Genomic DNA, 21,757 nt, shown 5'->3' with positions numbered 1-21,757 from the left:
CTGATCCTCGGTATGCCCTGCGCTGCTTTGCAACCCACGTCGAAACCAGATCGTCCCCGGTATTCGTTTTGGTAGTGTATAGGATGGTGTTGAAACCAGAAAGTTCAAGCCCTATATGTAGATTATTCTAACAGAATTAACATGCACTTCTTTATAGATAATTCAGTAATTCTTTGGGATGGTCAATTAGATGCCGGGCGCCCCAGGTTTCGGGCGGTTGGTCATTACCCAAATAGCCATAGCGGGCAACGATGGGTTGCATGCCTGCCGCCATGCTGGCCTGGACATCGCGGATATCGTCTCCCAGATAAATGCAGTGGCTAGGTGAGATGGCTATTTTGTTGCTGGCGGTCAGTAGTGGTTCCGGGTGTGGTTTGGTATTGGTGGTTTCATCGCCGCAAATGACGCAGGCAACCCGCTGAGCCAAGCCGAGCAGTTCGATCAATGGGTGCGCGAAACGTGCGGGCTTGTTGGTTACAATGCCCCAAGGCAGATTGCGTTTTTCCAAATGATCCAGCAATTCATCAACGCCCGGAAACAGGCAGGTGTCGTGGCATAGGCGCTGTGTATAGAAATCAAGAAATTCATCGCGCATGGATTCATAGTCATTGTCACCCGGTTTGATATTGAAGCCGAGCCCCAGCAATCCCCGTGAACCGGCTGATGCCTGGCTGCGGATCTGTTCAATGGGCAATGCAGGCATGTCACGTGCAATGCGTTGCCGATTAAGGGCATGGCCGAGATCGGGGGCGGTGTCAGCCAGCGTGCCATCAAAATCGAAAAGGACTGCTTTAATCATTAGTCAGAAATTAAGTGGTGAAAATTACGTTGTGCTGGGGAATTTACGGAAGCATTGAATAACTCATCTTTGTCATTCCGAGCATAGCGAGGAATCTTTGCGAATCAGAAGCATAGATTTCTCGCTATGCTCGAAATGACAATTATTCACAAGCTCCTTAAATTAGCTGCGATAAGCCATGATGTAGTTAACGTCGGTATCATCTTCCAGTGCGTAGACTTTGGTGATTGGGTTGTACGTCATGCCGATCAATTTTTCATCCGTCAACCCTGCATTTCGTGCCATGCGCGCAAGTTCGGAAGGTTTGATAAATTTGGAGTATTCGTGCGTGCCGCGCGGCAGCAGCTTTAATACGTATTCAGCACCAATGATGGCAAACAGATAGGCTTTCGGATTGCGGTTGATGGTTGAGAAAAAAACCCATCCTTTGGGCTTGGCTAGCTGAGTGCATGAGCGAATAACGCTCATTGGATCAGGTACATGCTCGAGCATTTCCATGCAGGTGACTACATCATAGTGTTGCGGTTGTTCTTTTGCCAGGGATTCGACTGTAATCTTGCGATAATCAACTTGGTGGTTACTTTCCAGCAAGTGTAGCTTGGCAACCTTGAGCGCTTTGTCGCTGAGATCAATACCGGTTACATGAGCGCCTTTGGATACCATGCCTTCGGATAAAATACCGCCGCCGCATCCGACATCCAATACAGTTTTTCCTTCCAATCCTCCAACCAATTCATCAATATAATTAAGGCGTAATGGATTGATTTCATGCAGCGGTTTGAACTCACTGTTTGGATCCCACCAGCGGTGCGCAAGTTGGCTGAATTTTTCAAGTTCCAGCGGATCAGCGTTAATGCCGTCATTTTCCATTTGTGTTCCTTTATTCGGATTATCTTGATGTTGTGGCAATTCGTTCTTGCCAGTAAGCGGTACGATATTGCAGTTCAAACGGGTTCAGTGTAGTCAATTCTTTATCGTCTAGTAACATTCTACCATTTACCCATACATGACTCACTTGCTCGCGGCTTGCTGTGTATACCAAATGTGAAGCCGGATCATAGCAGGGCGTGAGATTCAGGTCGGAAAAATTGATTGCTGTGATATCAGCCGCTTTTCCAACGGCTAATGAACCGGTTATTTCCCCTAGCCCCAAAGCATTGGCGCCATTCAAGGTGGCCATTCTGAGTGCTTGATGGGCAGGTAAGACATCGGCTTGACCACTGGTTGCTTTTGCTAGCAATGCGGCCTGACGCATCTCCTCAAACATATCCAAGCGATTGTTACTGGCTGCGCCATCTGTACCGAGGCCAACATTCACGCCCTGATTTAACAGTGCAGAAATCGGTGCAAAACCACTGGCAAGTTTCATGTTGGATGACGGGCAGTGCACAACACTACAGCCATATTGATGTACGAGTTTAATTTCATAGTCAGTCAGATGCACCATGTGCACCGCAATCAAGCTTGGACTGAGCAATCCTAATTGATGCAAACGTTCAATCGGTCGTACACCGTTTGATTCTAGATTGATGCGGATTTCATCCTGACTCTCGTGTAGATGGGTGTGGATGGGTGTATTGAGCTGCTCTGCATAAGTCAGGATGCTGCTAAAAGTTTTATCGCTGACAGTATATGGCGCATGCGGGGCAAAACAGAAGGAAAGCAGCGGGTGTTGGTGATATTGATCACGTAATTTTAGTCCCTTAGCCAGATAATCATCAGCATCACTGGCATAGGCAGTTGGAAAATCAATCACAATCATGCCGATCGCAGCACGCATTCCTGCATGAATTGCGGCCTCAGCACAGGATTCCGGGAAAAAATACATGTCATTAAAGCAGGTAATACCGCCTTTGATCATTTCCGCGCAAGCAAGCTGAGTGCCATCCAGCACAAATTGGGAATCAACATGTTGATTCTCGATCGGCCAGATGTGTTTGTTGAGCCATTCCATCAGGGGTAAATCATCGGAAAATCCACGCATCAGTGTCATGGCCGCGTGGGTATGCAAATTGATGAGGCCTGGGATCAGTGCATGATCGTTCAGTGTTATGGTTTGCTGGGGTTTGTAACGCAGTCTGGCTTCGGATATCGGCAGAATAGCTTTGATAATTCCTTTGTCTACTGCAATTGCGTGTTGATTCAGTGTGATTTCAGCCGGCTCAATGGGAATAATCCATTTCGCTTCTATTACGATGTCGATTTCTAGCAGATCATTCATGCATTATGCAATGTGTAGAAAGAAAAAAGCCCTGCACATTACGGCAGGGCTTTTTTTAGAAAAAACAACGATACCGCTTATTTTGTACCTGCTACTTCGATTTCAACGCGACGGTCAGGTGCAAGACAATCAATCAATGCTTTGGTTTTTTTCTCTCCAACACAGCTGTTACCCGTTACTGGATTTGCTTCACCTTTGCCATCTACAAAGACGCGGCTGGGTTCTATACCTCTCGACACCAAATGGGCTTTAACTGATTCGGCGCGGCGTACGGAGAGATTTTTGTTGTAATCATCGGATCCAATGCGATCTGCATAACCGACAGCAATGATGAGGTCATACTTAATACCTTGAATGGCACTGACAAACTCATTCAATGCTTGGATACCATTTGGTTTCAATGTTGCACGGTCGAAGTCAAATAACGCATCTGCAGAGAATGTAATCTTTTCAGGAGCTGTTTTGGCTGCCGCAGCTGGTACCTCAGCTGGTGCCGAAGCAACTTCGGCTTTTTTAGCTAGATCTGGATCGCATTCTGGAATAGCCATAGCGGGTGTCCAATACCCAGTATGCCAACATAAACCGGTTGTGTTTCTGGCAACTACGCCACGATCGTCAACACCATAAGCTTCCGGCTTTTTTACAGATCGATCTTGATCTATTCCTTGTGCTAAGACAGCACCAGAAAACATTGCTGGTATAAGAACCATTCCAATAAGAGTATTTTTGGCTGATATTTTTTTCATGATGTTGTCCTTTTAATGAAAACTATGTTTCTAAGAGTTCTGGTGGTAATGCAAAAACTGCTTTACCAATACAATGGAAAGTCTTTGCTATTCTACTACTTCAAGCTTGTAAGTGTTCAATTATCAGTTTGTTTGCTAATTATCTCAAATTAATCTGTTGCTTATTTGCAACAAATACTTGTTGTTATTTTGAACGGAATGGAATTAATGAATTAGAGTCGTTGATGCACGGTCAAGAATTAGCTTTCTTTAGAGAAATAGCCGTATAGTGGTTAATAATGATTGCTTGTATTTTGTCTTATTGTCGCAATAGAGTTAAAGCCGGTGAATTATTGATCTATCAGACGTATACTGCCCCTTTGTTTGAAATGTGAAATTTCAAACATTAGTTTTACTTGCAAAGAAAATTCATCATATCACTATTTAACTGCGGGAATTCTTAGGTATGACAAATGAAATGGCAACTTTAACATTGTCAGCACAGAATTTGTGTCGTAACTATGGTCACCACACAGCGGTACAAAATGTGAGTGTCGAATTAAGGCGCGGGGAAGTATTAGGATTACTTGGGCCGAATGGCGCGGGTAAAACCACAACGATGCGTATGCTGACGGGTAATCTTGCACCGAGTGCCGGCAGTATAGAGATTTGCGGCATCGATTTGCTGGATAAACCGCGAGAAGCCAAACTGCATTTAGGTTTTCTACCTGAGATTCCACCGCTTTATCATGACATGACGGTCGATGAGTATCTGTTGCTGGCCGCCCGACTGCATCGTATCAACAAGCATACGTTACAATCTGTGTTGGATAATGTGAAACAGCGTTGTGGTCTGGAAGTTCAAGGCAGGCATGTGATTGGCACATTGTCGAAGGGATTTCAGCAACGCGTGGGTATTGCGCAGGCTATTATTCACAGCCCGGACGTCATTATTCTTGATGAACCAACGGTAGGCCTTGATCCCAATCAGATGCGTGAAATTCGCTCGTTGATCCGGGATTTGGGTGTATCCAGTAGTGTCATCTTATCAACGCATATATTATCTGAAGTAGAGAGCGTATGTGACCGGGTGCAGATAATGCATAAAGGTCGCGTAGTATTTGATCAAACTATGGCCGAATTGCAGCAGCAGGGCACCAGTCTGGAAGCGGTATTTACGCAACTCACACAGTGATGAGCAAACAGGAATCTTCAAAATGATTGTTACCATTATCCGTAAGGAATTGAGTATGTTGTTTATCTCTCCTTTGGCCTGGATATTGCTGGCTTTGATACAACTCATACTCACCTGGGTTTTTCTGGTTCGATTGGATGCATTTCTGGAGATACAGTCTCAATTGATGCAAATTGCTAATCCCCCGGGAATTACGGAAATCATTATTTCCCCCGTGTTTGCAATGGCAGCCATTATTTTATTGATGGTTACGCCATTATTGTCCATGCGTTTGCTGGCTGAAGAGCGCCGTAATCACACGCTGACATTATTGATTTCAGCGCCGGTTTCCATGGCGGATATTGTGATCGGTAAATTTCTGGGCCTAATGGTTTTCTTTTTGGCTGTAATTGCCCTGATAGTTGCATTATCTATTTCATTACGTCTTGGCGGTGCGCTGGATTTTGGCTTGATACTCAGCAATACGCTAGGCTTATTTCTGGTGACTGCATGTTTTTCTGCATTGGGTCTTTATATTTCCAGCTTGACGGCACAGCCGATAATTGCCGCGATTGGCACCTTGGGTGCGTTGTTAGGGTTGTGGATGTTCAATCTGGCTGCAAGTGAAACAGATGGATGGTTACAATATTTTTCTTTACTGAAGCATTTTGAACAGTTTAATCAGGGTTTAATTGATACCTTGAGTATCGCTTATTTTATTTTATTTATCGTTACCTTTCTGGTGTTAACGATTCGCCGCCTGGATGGAGAGCGATTGCATGGGTAAGCTTAAAAGTTACGTAAATGATTACGCTGAATAAAAAATTGCGCTGGCATTACCTGATACAAAATGGCGTATTTGTCATTTTGCTACTGTTGCTTGTTATTTTGCTGGGCTATCTTGCAGCACAAACCCGGTTGCAATGGGATGTTAGTCAGAATGGCCGTAATAGCCTGAGTGAGGCGAGTGTTGAGATACTGCAAAAATTGCAAGGGCCGGTTCAAGTGACAGCTTATGCCACTGAACAACATGCGCAATTGGGAGATATTCGCAAGATTATTGCCGACTTTGTTGCACTTTATCAGCGTGTAAAGCCGGATCTTTCACTGACATTTATTGATCCGGTGGCGCAACCTATATTGACGCAGGAAGCGGATGTTCAGGTGAATGGTGAGATGGTAATCAAATTTAATCAGAGAATTGAGCATCTCACAGCCATCAATGAACAGGCATTTTCCAACGCATTGATGCGATTGGCGCGTGCTGAAGACAAGCTAATCGTGGCATTGAGCGGTCATGGGGAACGCAGGCTTGATGGGAATGCCAACTACGATTTAGGGGAATTTGGCAGGCACTTGCGCACAAATGGCTTTAATAGTCAGTCATTGAATCTTGCCATTGAGCAGGATGTTCCCGTGAATGCAAGCATGTTGATGATTGCTTCCCCACAGACCGACTTATTGCCGGGAGAAGTAGATAAGATACTGAATTATGTCGATCGCGGCGGTAACCTATTATGGTTGGTTGATCAGGAATCGTTACGCGGACTGCTAGCCTTGGCAGAGAAGTTACGCTTAACACTCACTCCGGGTGTCGTCGTTGATCCTCAGGCAGAGCAGCTTAAAGCGCCGGTTACATTTGCTTTGGGTGCTATTTATGGGCAGCACGTCATCACCGGTAATTTTGATTACATTACGGTATTTCCGTTTTCGCGCCAGATAACGATTGATGAAAGTGAAGAATGGAGTAGTGTGTCACTGGTTGAAGCGGCACCAGAAGGCTGGGTGGAAACCGGTGACCTGAATAGCGAGATTGTTTTTGATCAAGCTGATGATGTGGCCGGTCCAATCAGTATTGCAGTGGCTTTGACACGCAGTATTCAGGATCGTGAGCAGCGCATTGTTGTGGTTGGCAGCGGACATTTTCTTGCCAATACTTATCTGGGGAACGGCAGTAATTTAGATTTTGGTATTAATCTGATTAATTGGCTTACCGGCGACGAAGCACTGATTGTGATTCAACCGCGCGCAACGCTGGATAGCAATCTAATCCTAAGTGAATCAGAACTGACTTTGATTGCAGTTGTTTTTCTTGTTTTATTGCCGGTACTGTTTTTGGTGAGTGGAACGGTGATTTGGTGGCATCGCAAAAGAAGAATATAAAAAATGACTCATCACGCGCGACTTAATCTGGTCATGTTTATTACAATTGCCGGCTTGGCGGTGTTTCTGTATTTCAGGCCGCAATCTTCGGATATTCATAAATACCCACTTTCAACCAGTTCGATTGAAGCGGTGCAGAACTTACGTATCGTGAGGCAGCAACAAGAGATTGCACTGAAGCAATTGGATAATCACTGGTATCTGGTAAAGCCGGTACAAGCTCGTGCTGACGAGAGAAAGATCGCGGAAATTCTAGAAATTCTGACGGTGTATAGCAATCAACGTTTGCCTCTGGAAGATCTAGAGCGTTTTGGCCTGGATCAACCCAATGTGCGGTTGTATCTGAATGACGAGTATTTTGGTTTTGGCGGATTTGCACCCACAACCAATCAACAATATGTGGCGACAAGTGATCAGGTGTATTTGATTTCTCCGCGCTATGTGCTTGCCTTGCCATCAAATGTCAGCGACTTGATCAATCCACAGTTACTGGCATCCAATGAAATTCCGGTTAAATTTGAGCTGAATCATTTGACGGTAGAATTTCAGAATGAAAATTGGCGTATCACCGTGCAGCATTCTGATGAAGCGCTTGACGAAGGGACAATAAAACATTGGATCCAGTTATGGCAAACGGCGCAGGCCAGAGAACTGATATTGGAGCAAGCGTTAGGTCCTGATTTTGTTGTTAATGACTCTATTAAAATCGCATTGCAAAATGGACAGGAGATCAATCTGAGAATCTTGCAAAATGAATTTTCGGTATTGTTGTTACGTGTTAATGATGGATTCGGTTATCAGTTTCCGATTGATGCAGGTCAGCAATTACTCGATCCGTACCGGATAAAATCAAATCAAATATTGCCTGAGAACTGATGCCGGAATTACCAGAAGTCGAAACCACACGGCGCGGTATCGCGCCGCATTTGCTGGGACGATCCATTGCAAATGTGATTATCCGTAATCCTAGCCTACGTTGGCCGATACCGGGCAATTTACCTGAGTTATTGGCGGGTTTAACGATTCAGGCAGTGACACGGCGGGCTAAATATCTTTTGCTAGATTGTGGTGTCGGAACGTTGATTCTTCATCTGGGCATGTCAGGGAGTTTGCGCATACTACCGTATAGATTGATGCAATCGATAGAGCTACCCCAGAAACACGATCATTTTGATTTGATCTTAAGTGATCAAACCGTTCTGAGATTGCGAGACCCGCGTCGTTTTGGTGCAGTGTTATGGCATACGGGAGATATTCTGCAGCATCCGCTTCTGATGAATCTTGGTCCCGAGCCCTTAACAGCAGATTTCAATGCGCAGCAATTATTTGAGAAAACTAGAGAATGCCGCGCCAGTATTAAACAAATGCTGATGAATAGCCATGTGGTCGTTGGTATTGGTAATATTTATGCGAATGAAGCTTTGTTTCTAGCGGGGATCAATCCCAAAATAGCCGCTGGCAGAATTGGTATGGCACGTTATGAAAAGCTGGTTCAAGCGGTTAAACAAATTTTGCAGCTGGCAATTGAAGCCGGCGGCAGCAGTTTGCGTGATTTTGTTAACAGTGACGGGAATCCTGGGTATTTTCAGCAGCAGTATTGGGTTTATGGGCGTGGCGGGGAACGCTGTAAAATATGTGATCATGAGATTAAGCAAATCAGACAAAGTCAACGCTCCAGCTTTTATTGTCCGCGTTGTCAGCATTGATTGACGCTCACATAGGCTTGTGGATTAATTTTTGAAGTCAGACTGACTGGTTGGTAATTTTAAAGTTATTTTCTATGCAGTTGATTCGATAACATAATGATGGGGTTAATATGAATATTACATTCATTGGCGGCGGCAATATGGCTTTTGCACTAATCAGTGGGTTGTTGCAGCAGAGTTACGCTGCAGGGCAGCTTCATGTAGTGGAAATAAATGCAGAAAACCGTGAGAAAATAAAACATACATTGGGTATCCCAGCCATCGCTGATCTTGCCGATGGTGTCAAGGGCAGTGATGTAATTTTATTGACCGTAAAACCACAGCAATTATTCGAACTGACCCAGAAACTTGCGCCATTATTGAATAATCAACTGATCATATCGATCGCGGCGGGTATTCGTGCGACTGATATCATACGCTGGTTGGGCGGTTATGCGCGGGTGGTGCGCGCAATGCCTAATACACCTTCTTTGGTACGAAGCGGTGTTGCCGGTCTTTATGCTGCGCCAGGCGTGGGTGAGTTAGATAAAAAGAATGCTGAATCGATTCTTGCTGCGGTAGGTACGACACTTTGGGTGAATGATGAAGAAATGCTGCATGCTGTGACTGCTATTTCCGGTAGCGGCCCTGCTTATGTGTTTTATTTTATTGAATCCATGCAGCAAGCAGGGATAGAATTGGGCTTAACACCGACTCAAGCCAGACAACTCAGTTTACAGACATTTGCTGGCGCCAGTAAACTGGCTAGCTTGAGTGATGAAGATGTAGCTGTATTGCGTGCTCGAGTGACATCAAAAGGTGGTACAACCGAACAAGCAATACAGACTATGGAAAAAAATGCTATTCAGTGTAAGATCATAACGGCCGTTCATGCTGCGAACAGGCGTTCACGAGAATTGAGTGATGAGTTCAGCAGAATTTAAATCTTGATAGGGTCAGTTAGTGATTTCTCATTTATTAATTACAGTTTTTCCGGAAAACTCTTATGTCCAATCAGATCTTAATTTTTCTTCTTGATACTATCCTGGGGTTACTTTCCTTGGCGTTGCTCCTGCGGTTTTATTTTCAATTATTACGCGTCCCCTACTACAACGCAATATCCCAGTTTCTTATCGCTGCGACTGATTTTATCGTGCGGCCTGCACGCCGTGTTATTCCTGGCTGGGCTGGCATAGATTTATCCACGTTGATCCTCGCCTGGTTAATGGAATGTATGATCATTACCAGTGTTTATATGGTGCAGGGATTCGATTTTGCAGCAAATATCGTCGCTGCATCCGGGGTAATGGGGTTGTTGGGTATCGTTGAGATTGTTAAAGTGACACTCTATATTGTGTTGATAATGATTATTATGCAGGCTGTTTTGTCCTGGGTTAATCCACATAGTCCGTTAGCGCCGATACTGGATAGTTTTACCCGTCCATTCCTAGCCGTTTTTCGTAAGCGTATTTCGCCGATTGCGAATGTTGATTTGTCCCCGTTGTTTGTGTTGATCTTAATTCAAGTGCTGCTGATGCTAGTGGCTGGCGTACATAAGGAAATCATTACCCTTCTCCTTTAGGGTATCAAGGCGATCATGAACTGGTATCGGTATGATGATGCGGATAATCTTGTATTAACATTGCATATTCAGACGGGTGAAAAAAATACCGAAGCGGCAGGATTACATGGAGATGCGCTGAGGATAAAGCTTGCGGCTGCGCCGGTGAAAGGTAAAGCAAATACCGCGCTACTAAAATTCCTTGCCAAGCATTTTGATGTGCCTCTTAACCAAGTGATATTGAGGCAAGGTGATAAATCACGACATAAAGTGATAATAATTCAGCAGCCTGGTTGTAGCCCGGATGTATTATATAGTGAGTTGCAAAATTGATTATCAATGTACTTCTTATTAAAGAAATGTGATGGAATTAATTCTGTGGCGTCATGCTGAGGCTGAAGATGGTTTCCCTGATGCAGCCCGTCAGCTGACTGCGAAAGGACTAGACCAGGCAAAACGTATGTCTGATTGGCTGAGATTGAAATTGCCGGAAAATACGCTGGTGATAGCCAGTCCAGCGCGGCGTACTCAACAAACCGCTATGGCACTGAGATCTGATTTTTTAACTAACAATGAAATAGGTCCTGGCGCTAGTGTAAAGAGTATTCTTGCAACGGCTAACCGGCCCAATTTACAAGGTGCTGTTGTCATAGTCGGCCATCAACCTACATTAGGAGAGGTTGTCAGTTATCTGATTCCGGATATCCCTCCTGGGTTGCGTGTTAAGAAGGGCTCCGTGTGGTGGATTCGGTATCAGGAAAATGACAATATTATTGAACCAGCACTTCATCTCGTGATCTATCCTGAAATGTTATGAGTTTTGATTGGATTTACTTTTTGATTACAATCAGGCGCCATGTCTCGATTAATTTTGTTTAATAAACCCTATGGTGTGATTTGCCAATTTACACCGGAAAGCGGTCATCAATCATTAAAAGACTTTATTCCATTAACTGGCTTTTATCCGGCGGGCAGACTGGACGCTGATAGCGAGGGCTTGGTTCTATTAACAGATGATGGAAAATTGCAAAATAGAATCAGCAATCCAGAGTTTAAACTCCCTAAAACATATTGGGTGCAAGTTGAAGGTAAACCTGACGAGATTGCATTAAATAAGTTGCGCCAAGGTGTGGTTCTAAATGATTTCAAAACACGGCCTGCACAAGCATTTTTGATGGATGAGCCCAGCCATCTTTGGCAGCGGACACCGCCAGTTCGTTACCGCAAGTATATCGCAACTGCTTGGATTTCTTTGGTTCTCAGTGAGGGGAAGAATCGTCAAGTAAGGCGGATGACAGCAGCGGTTTTATTTCCTACTTTGCGATTGATTCGTTATGCAATCGGTAAATACACCCTGCAGGGGTTTGCTCCCGGAGAGTGGCGCATGCTGAATTACTCCGCTCTGGAGAGATGAAAGATTATTAACTCTTTTCAGAGTACTGTATGGAAATGAAATTTTGCTTCACTAAAACTATTTATTATAAATAGACTATTGATACAGATTAATATTTTTTTCCATAAAGTGTTAATATAATTTTTGTGTAAAGAAGTGGTAAAGAATAAATACTTCATGTACAGTGAATGAAAGAACGGCGTGAGTAATTTATTACTCTATAAGTTGAGTGAAGTGCAATGGTTTAGAGGGTGTTTGTTTTTATTTATAAGGCCTGCGCCTAGGTAGGCCATTAAAAGGATGGTATCTCTATGATTTCTGATTTTCTTACTTTAATCTCTGGTGTGATTGATATGCCGTGGTGGGGGTATGTCGTCGTTACCTTGGTTTTTACGCATATTACAATTGCGGGTATTACAATTTATCTTCACCGCCATTCAGCGCATAGAGCGTTGGAGTTGCACGCGATACCGAGTCATTTCTTCCGCTTCTGGTTGTGGTTAACTACCGGAATGGTTACGAAAGAGTGGACGGCAGTGCATCGTAAGCACCATGCAAAATGTGAAACCAAGGATGATCCACATAGTCCTGTTGTTGTCGGTATCAAGAAAGTGTTAAGCGAAGGCTCGGAGCTCTATCGAGCAGAAGCGAAGAATCAGGAAACCCTGGAAAGATATGGGTACGGTACACCCGATGATTGGATAGAACGTAACATTTATACTAGGCATAGTGCAAAAGGTGTTGCATTAATGTTGATTATTAATGTAATCCTGTTTGGCCCGATTGGCATTACGGTGTGGGCGGTTCAAATGCTGTGGGCTCCTATTTTTGCTGCAGGTATTATCAACGGTGTTGGGCATTATTGGGGGTACCGGAATTTTCAGGCGGAAGATGCCAGCAGGAATATCGTTCCGTGGGGTATTTTAATTGGTGGTGAAGAATTACATAATAATCACCATGCTTATGCAACATCGGCAAGACTATCCAATAAATGGTATGAGTTTGATATTGGTTGGATGTATATTCGTATTTTGGAGATGATGGGGCTTGCAAAGGTCAAGAAGGTTGCGCCTAAATTGCGTTTTAATAAGGAAAAAACCCAATGCGATTCAGATACATTGCAAGCAGTTATTTCTCATCGTTATGAGGTTCTTGCCAAATACACGAAATCATTGAAAGAAACTTTTGCAAAAGAAATGATTCACTTGAAAGAAGCAACAGCACATTATGGTGTGGATAATTCTACTCTGAAGCGTTGGATCCTGGCTGATTCAAAAACTTTGCAAGAGCATGAGCGCGAGAAATTAAGCCAAGTTCTCAGTAATGCTAAAACACTTGATAAAGTGTATACCATGCGTGAGGAATTAGCTGAGATCTGGCAACGTTCTACTGCCTCAACTGAAGAATTGGTCAAGCAGTTGGAAGACTGGTGTCGGCGTGCAGAGGAAAGCGGTATCGAAGTGCTGCAAGCTTTCTCTCAGAGATTACGCTGCTATGCATAATAATTATGACGGACCTGAGAAAGTTTAACCAATAAAAAACCCGCTTCGGCGGGTTTTTTATTGGTATTACAGCTGATTCCAAATTTATTTAAGCTTTGTTTCTTTATATTTAACGTGCTTTCGTGCGACGGGATCAAACTTCATTAATTCCAATTTCTCTGGTTTTGCACGTTTATTTTTTGTGGTTGTATAGAAATGACCTGTTCCAGCTGAGGACTCAAGTTTTATTTTTTCACGCATTGTAATGACTCCTTAACTTACGTCGATTAGTTTCTTAAACGCTTTTGCCTTCTGAGCGCATTTTGGCGATCACTGAATCTATGCCATTTTTATCGATTGTGCGTAATGCAGCATTAGATAATCGTAAGTTAATCCAGCGATTCTCGCTTTCAACCCAGAATTTTCGGCGTTGCAGATTAGGCAAGAAACGTCTCTTGGTTTTATTATTCGCGTGAGAAACATTGTTGCCAGACATCGGCTTCTTGCCGGTTACTTCACATACTCGTGCCATAATAGCGCATTCCAAGAATTCTTAAAAAGAGAGATTATACCCTGATTTAAGGTATTTACTCAAATGTAACTGCTTAAATATTCATGAATGATGTGAGTGTTTATGAAAAGTAGATATAAATTTACAATATTTTCTAAATCCAATAACTTATTCTCGAGATTATTGTTCAAATTAAATCTTGCTCGGCAAATGATAGGGTAGTGCCGTTACCTACAATAAAGTGATCCAATACTTTAACATCAATCATAGCCAATGCTTGTTTCAGGGATTGGGTAAGTACTTTGTCTGCATGACTAGGTTCGGCCACGCCAGAAGGGTGATTGTGTGCAAAAATGATGGCTGCTGCATTGTGATATAGCGCACGCTTGATGACTTCCCGCGGATAAACACTGGCTTGTGTCAATGTGCCGCTAAATAACTCCTCGGTAGCAATGGTATGATTTTTTGCATCAAGAAAAATACCGAGAAAAACTTCGTGTTGTTTATTTGCCAGACTCAAGCGTAGAAAATCTCGAACCAACTGTGGTGAATTCATCGCATTTCCGCTCTTTAGCTCCTCATTTAGCGTACGGCGCGCCATTTCTAACACGGCTTGTAGTTGTGTATATTTTGCAATTCCCATACCGGGTAATTGGCAGAAACTAGTTTGATTGGCGGAAAATATATTGGTTAGGCTGCCGAAATGTAAAAGTAATTCTCTTGCGAGATCTACGGCGCTTTTCCCGGTTATACCGGTACGTAGAAATATGGCCAGCAGTTCCGTATCGGAAAGGGCAGCGACGCCCTTCTGCAATAGCTTTTCTCGTGGTCGCTCAGATATAGGCCAATTTGGAATTGCCATAAAATATAGTTGATAGCTAAGTCATGTAAAATAAGATAGCTTGCAAGTACGTCACCATCAGTTGTTGAGATAACCAGCATTGCTATTTTATTTTACTGATAGCGGCATGTAACGAGGCCATATTGAGTAGAATGAGCGAGCAGGTGCTGTTTTTATTAATGACTAACTTTATGAATACCAACTTAATGCGGACAGTTTATACAGAGAAATCTCCTAATATGACAACAAGTTTAACTTCTCTATCTAAGAAACGCCTGTTACTTGGCATAACAGGTGGTGTGGCTGCTTACAAAGCAGCGGAATTGGCGCATCTGCTAACACGAAGGGGTATTGAGGTGCAGGTGGTAATGACACAGTCTGCTGGTCATTTTGTTGGACCAGTCACTTTCCAGTCATTGACAGGTAATCCGGTTTATACCGATTTATGGGTGACCAATGCTGTAAATAATATGGCACATATCAACCTATCCCGTAATGTCGATATGATTTTGGTGGCACCTGCCAGTGCTGATTTTATTGCAAGACTTGCCGGTGGTATGGCGGATGATTTATTGGCGACATTATGTTTGGCGCGAGATTGTCCGCTCATAATAGCACCTGCTATGAATCGGCAAATGTGGGAGAATCCCGCGACACAACGTAATTTGTCTTTGTTGCAACGTGACGGTGTCAGAATAATCGGTCCGGCGAATGGTGAACAGGCTTGTGGTGAAATAGGCATGGGGCGAATGCTGGAAGCTAGCGAGCTGGCAGAAATGGTGCTGGTTGCGTTTCAAACAGGTGGCTTATTACAAGGCAAAAAAGTTCTGGTGACAGCCGGGCCGACGTTTGAAGCGATTGATACCGTGCGGGGTATCACCAACAAAAGTTCCGGAAAAATGGGGTATGCTGTTGCCCGGGCTGCAGTAGAAGAGGGTGCAACGGTTACCCTTGTTTCTGGCCCCACATGTTTGGCGCCACCAGTAGTAGATAAACTCATTCAAGTGGTGAGTGCAGAGGATATGTTACATGCCGTGCAGGCAGAAATATCGCAGACCGATATTTTTATCAGTGTTGCCGCTGTCTCTGACTACCGTATGGCAAGAGTCAGTCAGCAGAAGATAAAAAAGTCTAATAAAAATCTATCAATAGAACTGATTCCCAATCCAGATATTCTGATGACGGTTTCCAGTTTACCCGAACCACCTTTCTGCGTTGGTTTTGCAGCAGAAACAGAAGATCTTGAGAAAAATGCAGAAAGGAAGCGGCGCAAAAAAAACTTGCCCTTATTGGTTGCCAATTTAGCTCAAGATGCCATCGGTTCTGACGAGAGTGAATTGATTTTGCTGGATGATGCCGGTAAGCATGTACTTCCGAAAGCATCAAAAATGGAACAGGCGCAGCATTTGATAAAACATATCAATTCACTTTACCAGCAATAAATGAAAAATACTAATATTGAAGCGTATGAAAAAAATTGATATTAAAATTCTTGATGAACGTTTAAATGAACAGCTTCCTATCTATGCCACACCGGGTTCAGCCGGTCTGGATTTGCGCGCTTGTATTGAGCAACCTGTCACGATCAAACCGGGAGAAACCAGCCTGATTCCAACAGGAATCGCATTGCATCTAGCTGATACGGGGTTGGCTGCATTGGTATTGCCACGTTCTGGATTAGGTCATAAACATGGGATTGTATTGGGAAATCTGGTGGGTTTGATTGATTCGGATTATCAGGGACAGATTTTTGTATCCTGCTGGAATCGTGGACAGACTTCATTTCATCTCAACCCGTTGGAACGTATCGCACAGCTTGTCGTGGTTCCCGTTGTGCAGGTTGAATTCAACAAAGTGGATAGTTTTGACCAGAGCCATCGGGGTGAAGATGGTTTTGGCAGTACAGGTAAGCATTGACGCGCGTTTGCCAGAGATTGTTATTGCTTTGCTGGGGATAGTTTCTGTGGATGCAAACTCCTCGGGAGTAAAGTGGCTACCCCATTGGAAATGGAAGCTATGCCACAGGTACTCAAGTTGTTGTGCTAGAGAAATCACCTGCAGCCAATTGATAAGCTAGTGCAGGCGAGGGAGCATCCCTTTTAATCCACGCATCATCTTGGACATTCCGCCTTTACTCATCATTTTCATCATTTTTTTTGCCTGCTCGAATTGTGCCAGTAAACGGTTCACTTCTTGTACAGAAACACCTGCTCCTGCGGCGATTCGTCGTTTACGTGAAGCTTTCAGTATTTCAGGTTTATTACGCTCTTGTTTTGTCATGGAATTAATAATGCCTTCCGTCCGGCTGATTATTTTGTCGTCCACTTTTACATTTTGTGCGGCCTGACTTAATTGCGCAGGCAATTTGTCCATCAGAGCGCTCATCCCGCCCATATTGCGCATTTGTTGAAATTGTGCCTTGAAATCGTCTAAGTCAAATGCCTTACCCGATTTCATTTTCTTCATCAACTTCTCAGCTTCTTGCTGATCAGCGTTACGGTGTGCTTCTTCAATCAATCCAAGCACATCTCCCATGCCCAGAATGCGCGATGCCATCCGATCAGGATAAAACGCTTCCAATCCGGTTAATTTTTCCGCAACGCCGGTAAATTTGATGGGTTTTCCGGTAATGTGTTTGACCGATAGCGCTGCACCACCCCGCGCATCACCGTCCAATTTAGTGAGTATGACGCCGGTTAAGGGAAGTGCATCGGAAAATGCTTTGGCTGTATTAACCGCATCTTGTCCTTGCATCGCATCGACAACAAACAAAGTTTCAATCGGTTTTAACAATGCTTCAAGTTCACTGATCTCCTGCATCATGGCTTCATCAATACCTAATCGGCCAGCAGTATCCACGATCATTACATCATGATGATGCCTGCGTGCGTAATCCAATGCAGCGGCACCAATTTCACCAGGTTTTTGTCCATCCTTAACGGGGAAAAAATCAGCACCGGTTTGGCTAGCCAAAATTTCCAGTTGATGAATAGCAGCCGGGCGGTAGATATCACAGGAAACCAATAACACTTTCTTTTTCTTCTGGTCTATTAGCCACTTGGCCAGCTTGCCACTGCTGGTAGTTTTGCCGGCACCTTGCAATCCCGCCATAAGAATAACGGCGGGCGGTACTGTGGAGAGATTTAGATCAACTTTCTCTCCACCCATAATCGCAATTAACTCCTGATGAACCACTTCAACGAGCGCTTGTCCAGGCGTGAGGCTGCTCATGACTTCATGGCCTACAGCTTTTTCTTTAACGCGCGCGATGAAATCTTTGACAACTGGTAAAGCCACATCAGCCTCCAGTAATGCCATGCGTACCTCGCGCAAGGCATCTTGTATATTGCTTTCAGTAAGTCTTGCTTCGCCGCGTAATGTTTTAATGACACCGGTCAGGCGGCTGGTCAGATTGTCAAACATACTTAAACCTCACAAAAAAACGATGGTTATAGAACAAAGTGATTATTCAAATTTAAATAAAAAATCCAGATTGGCTCTTTGAATTTGTTAAAGCGACATGTAGACTAAACAATTATTCCGGCCTATTAATATTTGTACTATCAATGACCAGCATTTTAACTTATCTCGCAGCCTTTTTGCTTTATATACTGATCGGTTGGTTTTTTTGGCGAAATACTTGGTATCAAGCATCATCAAAAGCTAGTGATCGTGTGCTGGTAACGATTACGTGGGCACATTATGCTATGCTTGCTCCTTTGTTATTGCATGCCATAACGTTGTATCAATCGATGTTTGTTGGTGCAGGCCTCAGTTTTGGTTTGAGTAATGCGATTTCAACCATTGTCTGGCTAACTGCATTCATTTACTGGTCCTCGGGGTTTTTTAACCGGTTACAGGGATTGCAAACCTTGGTTGCACCCGTTGCAGCAGCAGCGGCCATTGCAGTGTTACTGCCATTGTTTTTCCCATCGCTACGTCCACTTGATAACACTGAATTACCTGCATTCAAAGCGCATCTACTGGTTGCCATGATGGCCTACAGTCTCTTGACGATAGCGGCGTTACACGCATTATTGATGACTGTAGTCGAGCGCCATTTACATCACCCTGCCACTCGCTCAATACTGACAAATCTGCCGCCACTGCTGGCGATGGAGAAACTATTGTTCCATATCATCTGGATTGGATTTGTTTTACTTACTCTGACGCTCTTGAGCGGCGTAGTGTTTTCAAAGGAAGTATTCGGTCAGCCGCTAACATTCTCACACAAAACGTTATTTGGTTTTATCTCCTGGGGAGTATTCGCAGCATTGTTAGCCGGTAGACAACTCTACGGCTGGCGGGGGCGGATAGCCATTCGATGGACCCTGGTGGGATTTGTTACACTATTGCTCGCCTATATCGGTAGCAAGTTTGTGTTGGAGATCATACTAAATCGCTAATTTGTTGGCCATTGGTATATTTTTTCTGGTGATCTGAACTCTAGAATGTTGCATTTCCTTACAAAAGACTGATAAATTAATTTCTCGTGCGATGAACTCGAACCACTTCTTTGAGATGTCGTAGACCACGTATAACCTGTGCAAGATGAGACCTGTTGTTTATTTGCAGGATAAAACGCATATGCATGAAATCGTTCTCGTTTTCCATGGCAATGTCGTCTATATTTGATTCGGCTTTGGCTATTTCGGCAGCGACTCGTGCCAGGACGCCCTGCTTATTCACTGTAGTTACTTTGATACTGGATTCAAACGTTCTAGTAATATCTTTGCCCCAGGCGACATCCAGGTAGTTTTCTGAGTTCTTTTGACTATTGGTGATATTGGCGCAATTAAGCGTATGGATGATCAATCCAGAGTCTTTTTTAATCACTCCGACAATAATATCCCCGGGAATAGGACGGCAGCATTTGGCAAATTGAACGGTCAATCCTTCCGTCCCCAATATGGTAATTGGACTGGCAATCTGGTCACTGGAGATGGATTCCAATGGAGATGCCAGCCTTTTTGCCACGACTGCAGGGAGTTGTTTTCCCAGAGCCATTTCAGTGAATAATTCTTCCTTGTATTTGACGCCACTGTCGCGTACTAATTTTTCCCATTGTGTATCATTTATTGTGTCAGGATTAATATTAAAAGACAGTAGCGCCTGATTTAACATGCGTTCACCTAATTTGACCGATTCGTCATATTGAATTGTTTTGAGAAAGTGACGAATGTGCGAACGTGCTCTTCCGGTTGCTACATAACTGAGCCAGGAAGGATTCGGTTTAGCATAAGGTGCTGTGACGATTTCTACGCGATCACCACTTTTTAGTTTGGCACGCAGTGGTGCATTTTCACCATTAATCTTGACAGCTACACAACAGTTTCCTACATCGGAATGGACTGCATAAGCGAAATCGACGGCGGTTGATCCTCGAGGGAGCGTTAAAATCTTTCCTTGTGGAGTGAAAACAAAAACATCACCTGGGAATAAATCAATTTTAAGATGCTCCAGAAACTCCAGAGAATCTGTCGAGCCGCTGAGTGTTTCCAGTAAATTCTGCAGCCATCGGCTTGTTTGCAGATGCAGATCATTAAAATCCGCATCTGAGCTTTTGTAGAGCCAGTGTGAAGCAACACCATTTTCGGCGACCCGGTGCATTTCTGCGGTACGAATTTGTATTTCTATCGGGATGCCAAACGGGCCCAATAAAGTGTTGTGTAACGATTGATAACCATTGGTTTTGGGGATTGCAATGTAGTCCTTGAATTTACCAGGGATTGGTTTATACAGGCTATGTAACATGCCTAGTGCCACATAGCACGAAGGAATATCTTTAACAATAACACGGAAGCCATAAATATCCAGTACCTCAGAAAAGGACAAATGTTTCTCGACCATCTTCATATAAATACTATAGAGATGCTTCTCGCGTCCAGTGACTTCAGCATCCAATCCGGAATCTTTTAACTTACTATCAATGGCTTCTAGAATCTTTCCAACGATTTCACGACGATTTCCGCGTGCAGCTTTGGTTGCTTTGATCAGTACTTTGTAGCGTAAGGGATAAGAATAGTGAAAACCCAGTTCTTGTAATTCCTGGTAGATATTATTGAGTCCCAGCCGATGCGCGATCGGTGCATAAATCTCAAGAGTTTCACGTGCGATGCTTCGCTGTTTTGCAGGGAGCATAGCTTCAAGTGTTCGCATGTTGTGCAGCCGATCAGCCAGTTTGATGAGTATGACTCGTACATCTCTCGCCATCGCCAGTAGCATCTTGCGGAAATTCTCTGCCTGAGCCTCTTCTTGCGTTTGAAATTCAATTTTAGTGAGTTTAGACACACCATCAACCAGCTCTGCTACAGGTTCTCCAAATCTTTCACTGATTTCAGTTTTGGAAATATCTGTGTCTTCTACGACATCATGCAATAAGGCAGCCGTTAGCGTAGGTGCATCGAGACGCAGTGTACAGAGGATCCTGGCTACTGCCACTGGATGAGAAATATAGGGCTCACCTGATTTCCGGAATTGTCCGGAATGAGCACCTTGACCAAATGAATAAGCACTTCTAAGTTGGTTAAGATCTTCTGGTTTAAGATATTTGGAGGCTTCAGAAAATAGAAGTTCTGCTTCAGGCATAGAATTTGATTTATTTGGCTTGCATCAGGTAGGTCATTTTAGGCTATGTCGCAATTAACTGTTGAAATTTTAGTAGAAACATAATTCTAAATAGTATTATTATTTACCATAAAGAACGCTCAAGGCTATAATTAATATGAGATTGCATGGTTTTGAGAATTTCATTTAACAGTTAATTGCGACATAGCCTTATTTTAAATTTTTTTCAGATAATGCTAACTCGCTATCTTTCGCAAGCCGTTTTGGGCGATTACGATCTCTAAACTGCTTAGATTAGTCTTTGGTGTGATTATGCGCAGGGAATTATTGGCTGATGACTACGACCAAGTACTACAAAGACAATATCAATTCCTGACAGCGTCTTCATAGCATTGAATCGGAGTTACATGTTTCTGGGATTTAGGATATCCAAACCTATTTTGCCTTGTGCCAGCTCGCGCAGCGCAATGACAGTCGGTTTATCGCGTCCAGGATCCACCATGGGCGCGGAGCCTATGGCCAATTGCCTGGCGCGTACTGTAGCAACTAAAGTCATATCAAATCTGTTGGGAATTTGCTTTATACAATCATCAACGGTAATTCGTGCCATGGTATTTATCTCGGTTATTTATGGAG

General features: G+C 43.6%; 24 protein-coding genes. 14 read left to right on the top strand and 10 right to left on the bottom strand.

Annotation, left to right across the window (positions count from 1 at the left end):
- Window positions 1–151: 151 nt before the first annotated feature.
- From K2P83_RS12295 to K2P83_RS12280, 4 genes are all read right to left on the bottom strand, one after another.
- Window positions 152–799 (bottom strand): HAD-IA family hydrolase, encoded by a 648-nt coding sequence (locus K2P83_RS12295; RefSeq protein WP_292929597.1) that lies wholly within the window; start codon window positions 797–799, stop codon window positions 152–154.
- 162 nt (window positions 800–961) lie between these two features.
- Window positions 962–1,669 (bottom strand): bifunctional 2-polyprenyl-6-hydroxyphenol methylase/3-demethylubiquinol 3-O-methyltransferase UbiG, encoded by a 708-nt coding sequence (gene ubiG / locus K2P83_RS12290; RefSeq protein WP_292929599.1) that lies wholly within the window; start codon window positions 1,667–1,669, stop codon window positions 962–964.
- A 19-nt stretch (window positions 1,670–1,688) separates the two neighbouring features.
- Window positions 1,689–3,020 (bottom strand): TRZ/ATZ family hydrolase, encoded by a 1,332-nt coding sequence (locus K2P83_RS12285; RefSeq protein WP_292929595.1) that lies wholly within the window; start codon window positions 3,018–3,020, stop codon window positions 1,689–1,691.
- Window positions 3,021–3,097: 77 nt separating this feature from the next.
- Window positions 3,098–3,766 carry an OmpA family protein gene (locus tag K2P83_RS12280; RefSeq protein WP_292929593.1) on the bottom strand — a complete coding sequence of 223 codons (669 nt, stop codon included), beginning with the start codon at window positions 3,764–3,766 and terminating at the stop codon, window positions 3,098–3,100.
- A 445-nt stretch (window positions 3,767–4,211) separates the two neighbouring features.
- Here K2P83_RS12280 and K2P83_RS12275 point away from each other — a divergent pair, with 445 nt between their 5' ends.
- From K2P83_RS12275 to K2P83_RS12225, 11 genes are all read left to right on the top strand, one after another.
- A complete protein-coding gene (locus tag K2P83_RS12275) occupies window positions 4,212–4,940 on the top strand; it encodes an ABC transporter ATP-binding protein (protein WP_292929591.1) in 729 nt (242 codons plus the stop codon).
- Between the two features lie 22 nt (window positions 4,941–4,962).
- Window positions 4,963–5,706, top strand: coding sequence for an ABC transporter permease subunit (locus K2P83_RS12270; protein ID WP_292929589.1), 744 nt, complete (start codon window positions 4,963–4,965; stop codon window positions 5,704–5,706).
- 17 nt (window positions 5,707–5,723) lie between these two features.
- Window positions 5,724–7,082, top strand: a complete 1,359-nt coding sequence (locus K2P83_RS12265) for a GldG family protein (protein WP_292929587.1) — start codon at window positions 5,724–5,726, stop codon at window positions 7,080–7,082.
- 3 nt (window positions 7,083–7,085) lie between these two features.
- Window positions 7,086–7,958, top strand: coding sequence for a DUF4340 domain-containing protein (locus K2P83_RS12260; protein ID WP_292929585.1), 873 nt, complete (start codon window positions 7,086–7,088; stop codon window positions 7,956–7,958).
- Window positions 7,958–8,788, top strand: a complete 831-nt coding sequence (mutM, locus tag K2P83_RS12255; RefSeq protein WP_292929582.1) for a bifunctional DNA-formamidopyrimidine glycosylase/DNA-(apurinic or apyrimidinic site) lyase — start codon at window positions 7,958–7,960, stop codon at window positions 8,786–8,788. The genes K2P83_RS12260 and mutM overlap by 1 nt, the downstream gene beginning before the upstream one ends.
- A gap of 110 nt (window positions 8,789–8,898) precedes the next feature.
- Entirely contained in the window at window positions 8,899–9,711 is an 813-nt protein-coding gene (gene proC / locus K2P83_RS12250; RefSeq protein WP_292929580.1) for a pyrroline-5-carboxylate reductase, read from the top strand.
- Window positions 9,712–9,773: 62 nt separating this feature from the next.
- A complete protein-coding gene (locus K2P83_RS12245; protein WP_292929578.1) occupies window positions 9,774–10,349 on the top strand; it encodes a YggT family protein in 576 nt (191 codons plus the stop codon).
- A gap of 15 nt (window positions 10,350–10,364) precedes the next feature.
- Complete coding sequence (locus K2P83_RS12240; protein ID WP_292929576.1) at window positions 10,365–10,661, top strand: DUF167 family protein; 297 nt, start codon at window positions 10,365–10,367, stop codon at window positions 10,659–10,661.
- A gap of 31 nt (window positions 10,662–10,692) precedes the next feature.
- Window positions 10,693–11,145 carry a phosphohistidine phosphatase SixA gene (gene sixA / locus K2P83_RS12235; protein ID WP_292929574.1) on the top strand — a complete coding sequence of 151 codons (453 nt, stop codon included), beginning with the start codon at window positions 10,693–10,695 and terminating at the stop codon, window positions 11,143–11,145.
- A 39-nt stretch (window positions 11,146–11,184) separates the two neighbouring features.
- Window positions 11,185–11,742 (top strand): pseudouridine synthase, encoded by a 558-nt coding sequence (locus tag K2P83_RS12230; protein WP_292929572.1) that lies wholly within the window; start codon window positions 11,185–11,187, stop codon window positions 11,740–11,742.
- A 290-nt stretch (window positions 11,743–12,032) separates the two neighbouring features.
- Window positions 12,033–13,223 carry a fatty acid desaturase gene (locus K2P83_RS12225; RefSeq protein WP_292929570.1) on the top strand — a complete coding sequence of 397 codons (1,191 nt, stop codon included), beginning with the start codon at window positions 12,033–12,035 and terminating at the stop codon, window positions 13,221–13,223.
- Window positions 13,224–13,307: 84 nt separating this feature from the next.
- Here the strand turns inward: K2P83_RS12225 and rpmG are convergent, their stop codons facing one another.
- The 3 genes from rpmG to radC all read right to left on the bottom strand — a co-directional run bounded on the left by rpmG (window position 13,308) and on the right by radC (window position 14,575).
- On the bottom strand, window positions 13,308–13,463 hold the full coding sequence (gene rpmG / locus K2P83_RS12220; RefSeq protein ID WP_013966630.1) for a 50S ribosomal protein L33: 156 nt from the start codon (window positions 13,461–13,463) through the stop codon (window positions 13,308–13,310).
- A 34-nt stretch (window positions 13,464–13,497) separates the two neighbouring features.
- Window positions 13,498–13,734, bottom strand: a complete 237-nt coding sequence (rpmB, locus tag K2P83_RS12215; RefSeq protein WP_292929568.1) for a 50S ribosomal protein L28 — start codon at window positions 13,732–13,734, stop codon at window positions 13,498–13,500.
- A 166-nt stretch (window positions 13,735–13,900) separates the two neighbouring features.
- Window positions 13,901–14,575 (bottom strand): DNA repair protein RadC, encoded by a 675-nt coding sequence (radC, locus tag K2P83_RS12210; RefSeq protein WP_292929566.1) that lies wholly within the window; start codon window positions 14,573–14,575, stop codon window positions 13,901–13,903.
- Between the two features lie 218 nt (window positions 14,576–14,793).
- Between radC and coaBC the strand changes: the two genes are divergently transcribed.
- Both coaBC and dut read left to right on the top strand, forming a co-directional pair.
- The gene (gene coaBC, locus K2P83_RS12205) at window positions 14,794–15,996 is read left to right on the top strand and encodes a bifunctional phosphopantothenoylcysteine decarboxylase/phosphopantothenate--cysteine ligase CoaBC (protein ID WP_292929564.1); all 1,203 of its coding nucleotides are present in this window, start codon (window positions 14,794–14,796) and stop codon (window positions 15,994–15,996) included.
- 25 nt (window positions 15,997–16,021) lie between these two features.
- The gene (gene dut, locus K2P83_RS12200; RefSeq protein ID WP_292929562.1) at window positions 16,022–16,471 is read left to right on the top strand and encodes a dUTP diphosphatase; all 450 of its coding nucleotides are present in this window, start codon (window positions 16,022–16,024) and stop codon (window positions 16,469–16,471) included.
- A 156-nt stretch (window positions 16,472–16,627) separates the two neighbouring features.
- On the opposite strand, the gene ffh is transcribed toward dut, so the two are convergent.
- Entirely contained in the window at window positions 16,628–17,977 is a 1,350-nt protein-coding gene (gene ffh / locus K2P83_RS12195; protein ID WP_292929560.1) for a signal recognition particle protein, read from the bottom strand.
- Window positions 17,978–18,120: 143 nt separating this feature from the next.
- Here ffh and ccsA point away from each other — a divergent pair, with 143 nt between their 5' ends.
- On the top strand, window positions 18,121–18,960 hold the full coding sequence (gene ccsA, locus K2P83_RS12190) for a cytochrome c biogenesis protein CcsA (protein ID WP_292929558.1): 840 nt from the start codon (window positions 18,121–18,123) through the stop codon (window positions 18,958–18,960).
- Between the two features lie 76 nt (window positions 18,961–19,036).
- On the opposite strand, the gene K2P83_RS12185 is transcribed toward ccsA, so the two are convergent.
- Complete coding sequence (locus K2P83_RS12185; protein ID WP_292929556.1) at window positions 19,037–21,142, bottom strand: bifunctional (p)ppGpp synthetase/guanosine-3',5'-bis(diphosphate) 3'-pyrophosphohydrolase; 2,106 nt, start codon at window positions 21,140–21,142, stop codon at window positions 19,037–19,039.
- A gap of 382 nt (window positions 21,143–21,524) precedes the next feature.
- Entirely contained in the window at window positions 21,525–21,731 is a 207-nt protein-coding gene (rpoZ, locus tag K2P83_RS12180) for a DNA-directed RNA polymerase subunit omega (RefSeq protein WP_292929554.1), read from the bottom strand.
- Between the last annotated feature and the right edge of the window lie 26 nt (window positions 21,732–21,757).

This window comes from Nitrosomonas sp., assembly GCF_019752415.1.
Taxonomy (GTDB): Bacteria; Pseudomonadota; Gammaproteobacteria; order Burkholderiales; family Nitrosomonadaceae; genus Nitrosomonas.
This window is presented reverse-complemented; position numbering and strand designations above follow the sequence as displayed.